The organism is Pseudomonas sp. P5_A2_2, assembly GCF_054177685.1.
The window spans coordinates 1-5307 of sequence record NZ_JBGCUL010000276.1; the positions used below are offsets into that span (position 1 = coordinate 1).

Consider the following 5307-nt stretch of genomic DNA (forward strand, 5'->3'; position numbering starts at 1 on the left):
GCAAGTGCTCGACCGAACCCAATTGCGTGCACGTTTTCCGTGGGTTGGAGACGTGGCGGCAGGCGCGTCCTATTGCCCGGACGATGGTCACGCCAACCCGCGCCTGGTGTCTCCGGCGTTCGCTCGGGCGGCGCGGCAACAGGGCGCACAGGTTTACGAACAATGCGCGGTGAGCGCTGTAGAACATGACGGGCAACGATTTCGTGTGCGTACGCAAACCGGCCAGGAATGGCGTGCACCCTGTCTGTTGAACTGCGCCGGAGCCTGGGCCGGCAGCCTGGCCGCGCAGTTCGGCGAACCGGTGCCGATGCATTCCGGTCACCCGGCGATGCTGGTCACCGAACCGTTGCCGCTGGTGATGGATGCCAGCACCGGCGTCGAGGGTGGAGGCATTTATGCCCGTCAGGTTATCCGGGGAAATTGCGTACTGGGCGGTGGCCAGGGCTTTGCCCTCGACGAGGCCCGCGCCCRCCCCGGTCAAGGCGCAGTGCTGGAAATACTCCGCCAGGCCGTCGAGCTTTACCCGTTTCTGCAAGGTGCCCAGGCGATTCGTACCTGGAGCGGCACCGAAGGTTATCTACCCGATCGCCAACCGGTGATCGGCCACAGTGGTACCCAACCCGGTCTGTTACACGCGTTCGGCTTTGCCGGCGCCGGTTTCCAGATCGGACCCGCGGTGGGCCAGGCGCTCACCGAAATCATCTGTAGCGGCGCGTCAAAGACGTCGCTGGATGCGTTTTCCATCACCCGGTTTCACTCCATCTCCGTAGCTTGATAGAGGAAGGTCGCGCCAATGAATAACGTCAAACGCAGTGCACTGCTCGGTTTCTCCTGGCTAAGTTTTTCTTGCGTGGGCGCCCTGCTCACGGTCACTCAGGCCCAGGCCCAGGCCCAGGCCGAGCCGACACTTTATCTGGGCATGAACGGCGGGACCATGGAACGGCTCTATGCCGACAAGGTGCTGCCGGCTTTCGAGAAGGCCAACAACGTCAAAGTGGTGATCGTACCGGGCACCTCCGCCGATATCCTGGCCAAGGTCCAGGCCAGCAAGGGCAACCCGCAGATGCACGTGATGTTCCTCGACGACGGCATCATGTACCGCGCGATCTCCATGGGCCTGTGCGACAAACTCGAAGACAGCCCGCCGCTGGAACAGATTCCGGCCAAGGGACGGATCAAGGACCAGGCCGTGGCGGTCAGCCTCGGGRTCACCGGGCTGGCATACAACACCCGGTTGTTCAAAGAAAAAGGCTGGAGCGCGCCGACCTCGTGGATGGACATGGCCGACCCGCGTTTCAAGGACAAACTGGTGTTCCAGTCGATGGCCTCTTCGACGTTCGGCTTGCACGGTTTCCTGATGTTCAACCGGATCCAGGGCGGCACCGAAACCAACGTCGACCCTGGTTTCAAGGCCTGGCCGAACACCGTTGGGCGTAACGTACTGGAATACATTCCGAGCTCGGCGAAGATCYCCGAAATGCTTCAGACCGACGAAGCGGCGCTGTTCCCGTTGACGCCGACCCAGGTCACGGCTCTGAAGCTCAAGGGCATGCCAGTGGAATACGCACAGCCGAAGGAAGGCGCCGTGGTGCTCAACGTCGCGGAATGCGCAATCGCCAACAACACGCAACCGGAGCTGGCGCAAAAACTTGCCGCCTTCCTGCTGACCCCCGAAGCCCAGGCCGTCGCACTCGAGGATGGCGACCAGATTCCGTCCAACCCCAACACCCCGACCACCGAGCGAACTCATGGTCAGGTCGAAGCCATGAAACAGTACCTCGATACGGCGATTGCCGTGGATTGGGATCAGGTCAACGAACAACGTCCGGCATGGAGTGCGCGGTGGAACCGCAGTATCGAGCGCTAGGGCACTGGCCAGGCACAGTAGCCTGGACATTGACATAACCTTGTGGGAGCGAGCTTGCTCGCGATAGCGGACCGTCAGGCACCCCTTGTGTGACTGTCTAACCGTCATCGCGAGCAAGCTCGCTCCCACAATGGATTTTTGTCCAACTCAGATTAGCGACCAACACCGGTCACCTGTGGGAGCGAGCTTGCTCGCGAAGGCGGCCTGACAGTCGCCACATCTTTCCCGCTATCATGTCGCGCATTCCCAGGGCTCCACGCCCTCCCCTTGGTTAATGGCGAATCCGTTCATGCATACCCTTGCTCAATTGCGCACCGGCGAGTTGTCGGGCATCACGCGGCTGGATCTGGTCGAAGGCCTCACCGAATTCCCCCGGGAGATTTTCGATCTGGCGGACTCGCTGGAAGTGCTCAACCTCAGYGGCAATGCCTTGAGCACCCTGCCCAAGGACTTGCATCGCCTGACCCGTTTGCGCGTGCTGTTCTGTTCCGATAACCGCTTCACCGAGTTGCCGGCCTGCCTGGGCCAATGCACMGCACTGACGATGATCGGCTTCAAGGCCAACCGTATCGCCCACGTGCCCGCAGCGGCGCTGCCACCGCTGCTGCGCTGGCTGATCCTGACCGACAACTGCATCGAAACCTTGCCGAGCGAACTGGGAGAGCGCCCGTTCCTGCAAAAGCTCATGCTCGCCGGCAATCGATTGCAAGCGTTGCCGGAGTCATTGCGTCAGTGCCATCGGCTGGAGCTGATCCGCATCGCCGCCAACCGGTTGACCGGGTTGCCGCAATGGCTGCTGGAGTTGCCGAGCCTGACCTGGCTGGCCTATGCCGGTAACCCGCTGGAAACCGAAGCCGATGCCGCGGCCCTCGACGCCACACCACGCATTGACTGGTCGGCATTGCGTCTGGAGAAGAAACTCGGCGAAGGTGCCTCCGGGGTGATTCATCAGGCCGCCTGGCAACCCGCCGGGCAGCCGCCCATGGCCGTTGCGGTGAAACTCTACAAGGGCGAAATGACCAGCGACGGTTCGCCATTGCACGAGATGAACGCCTGCATCACCGCTGGTCTGCACCCGAATCTGATTCGCGTCGAAGGGCGGATTGTCGATCACCCGCAGCAAACCGCCGGGTTGGTGATGCAACTGATCGCACCGAGCTTTTGCAACCTCGCCGCGCTGCCGAGCCTGGCGTCGTGCAGCCGCGACATTTACCCCGACGACTTGCGTTTCAGTGCCGCGGTGGCGCTGCGCATTGCCTCGGGCATTGCCTCGGTGGCCGAGCATCTGCACGGTCATGGCATCACCCACGGCGACCTCTACGGGCACAATATTCTGTGGAATGAACAGGGCGACTGCTTGCTGGGGGATTTTGGCGCGGCGTCATTCCACGCCTTGTCCGACAGCCTTGAAAGCCGTGCCTTGCAACGGATCGAGGTGCGGGCGTTCGGGGTGTTGCTGGGGGAGTTGCTGGCGCGGGTTGATTCAGGGTTGAGTGATGAACTGCGTGGGGGGCTGGAGGATTTAGAACAGCGTTGCTGTCAGCCGCAAGTGCTGGAGCGGCCGGGGTTTGGCGAAGTCGTGGAGCAACTGAAAAATCTGTGACCGCTGCGCGGTCAATCGCGAGCAAGCTCGCTCCCACAAGGGTAGCGCTCAACCTGTGGGAGCGAGCTTGCTCCGGGCGGCGATCCGACGATGACGGCCTGCCAGACAACAGAGCCGTCATTGACACAAAGACTTAACCCGCCAACCCGACAAACATGTCCTGCACGTCGTCGTGGTTATCGAGGCCTTCGAGGAACGCTTCGACTTCCGCCATCTGCTCATCGCTCAGGCCGCTGACCGGGTTTTTCGGCTGGTAGCCCAGTTTGGCCGACAGCACGGTGAAGCCTTGTTCCGGCAGGGCTTTCTGTACAGCGTCGAGGTCGGTCGGCTCGGTCAGGAACAAGGTTGCACCCTCTTCACCCGGTTCGAAATCCTGTGCACCGGCTTCGATGGCGGCCATTTCCGGATCCGCGTCCGGGGTGTCCGGCGACGCTTCGATCATGCCGACATGGTTGAAGTCCCAGGCCACGGAACCGGAARCCCCCAGTTGGCCCTTGCGGAATGCAACACGGATTTCAGCGACGGTACGGTTGATGTTGTCGGTCACGCATTCAACGATCAACGGCACCTGATGCGGGGCGAACCCTTCATAAGTCACGCGATGGTATTGCACGGTCTCGCCCAACAGGCCCGCGCCCTTCTTGATCGCGCGATCCAGTGTTTCCTTGGGCATCGAAGCTTTCTTGGCCTGTTCAACCACCAGACGCAAGTGCGCGTTGGTAGCAATATCAGCGCCGTTGCGCGCAGCAATGGTGATTTCCTTCACCAGTTTGCCGAAGATCTTGCCCTTGGCATTGGCTGCCGCTTCTTTGTGTTTAACCTTCCACTGTGCGCCCATTTCTCACTCTCTTATCTGTGGCATCTGTGGCGCCGAGACATCTATTGGCCGACGCTTTGTGTAAGTTTATACGGCCTAAAGTTGGCAATCGACCAAAAAATCCCGACTTGCGTCGACATCTTCACCAGCGGTTGTAGGGCGATTCGGAAATGTCACTTTAACGTGCCCGCAATGCGCTGAGGTTTCGTACGCTTTGCACCCTATTCCACGGCAGCAGCGTGTTCGATGCACAACGACAAGGAAAGTCCCACCACCCTGACGCTTCTCGACGATGACCTGAGCTTCCAGGTGGTTCGGTTCAGCGGTCATGAAGCACTCAACCAGCCCTATCGATTCGATATCGAGGTTATCGGGCTGGCACCGGCCCTGAGCCTCGAACGATTGCTGCAGCAACCGGCGCTCCTCGAATTTGGCCACGACCAGGGCATTCATGGCGTGCTGCACAGCGCCAGTTGTGAACATCGAAGCGGGCACCGGGTCGCTTACAAGCTGGTGCTGGTGCCCCGTGTCCAGGCGCTGGAGCAGCAACGACGCCGACGAGTTTTCCAGCGCGCCAGCGTGCCCATGATCCTGCGCCAATTGCTCGAGGAACATGGGCTGCCCGCCGGCAGCTATCGTTTTGAACTGTCAACCGGGCACTATCCCTTGCGACCTTTTTGCATTCAGTATGAAGAAACCGATCTGGCGTTGCTGCAACGGCTGTGCGAGGAAGAAGGCATCCACTATCACTTCGAGCATCAACGCGACGGCCATGTGCTGGTGCTGGCCGATGACAGCCTGAGCTTCCCCCAGGAACCGCTGCTCATGCCGATGCGCAGTGACGCCCTCGACGAACACCACGAACCTGTGATCAGCGAACTGTTCCAGCGTCATGACGCTCCGCTCTCCCCCGTGCGCCCAGATGCCAGGAACCCTGGTTCAGCAGACACCAGCGACGGCGCAGCCAATCACTCGTTCGCCACGACGAGACACTTTCCCGCCCGCGAACAACAACATCGC

Annotated in this window: 5 protein-coding genes; 4 read left to right on the forward strand and 1 reads right to left on the reverse strand. The window is 60.9% G+C overall.

Annotation, left to right across the window (positions count from 1 at the left end):
* From ACXRVY_RS16130 to ACXRVY_RS16140, 3 genes are all read left to right on the forward strand, one after another.
* Nucleotides 1-775 (forward strand): NAD(P)/FAD-dependent oxidoreductase (locus ACXRVY_RS16130; protein WP_458237750.1); only part of this gene is annotated, 775 nt, incomplete at its 5' end.
* Between the two features lie 18 nt (nt 776-793).
* Nucleotides 794-1867 (forward strand): ABC transporter substrate-binding protein, encoded by a 1074-nt coding sequence (locus ACXRVY_RS16135; protein WP_458237751.1) that lies wholly within the window; start codon nt 794-796, stop codon nt 1865-1867.
* Between the two features lie 289 nt (nt 1868-2156).
* Nucleotides 2157-3470, forward strand: a complete 1314-nt coding sequence (locus ACXRVY_RS16140; protein WP_223463831.1) for a leucine-rich repeat-containing protein kinase family protein — start codon at nt 2157-2159, stop codon at nt 3468-3470.
* A gap of 133 nt (nt 3471-3603) precedes the next feature.
* On the opposite strand, the gene ACXRVY_RS16145 is transcribed toward ACXRVY_RS16140, so the two are convergent.
* The gene (locus ACXRVY_RS16145; RefSeq protein WP_458237752.1) at nt 3604-4308 is read right to left on the reverse strand and encodes a YebC/PmpR family DNA-binding transcriptional regulator; all 705 of its coding nucleotides are present in this window, start codon (nt 4306-4308) and stop codon (nt 3604-3606) included.
* A 225-nt stretch (nt 4309-4533) separates the two neighbouring features.
* Here ACXRVY_RS16145 and ACXRVY_RS16150 point away from each other — a divergent pair.
* Nucleotides 4534-5307: contractile injection system protein, VgrG/Pvc8 family (locus tag ACXRVY_RS16150; RefSeq protein WP_458237753.1), on the forward strand; the 774-nt coding region annotated here is incomplete at its 3' end.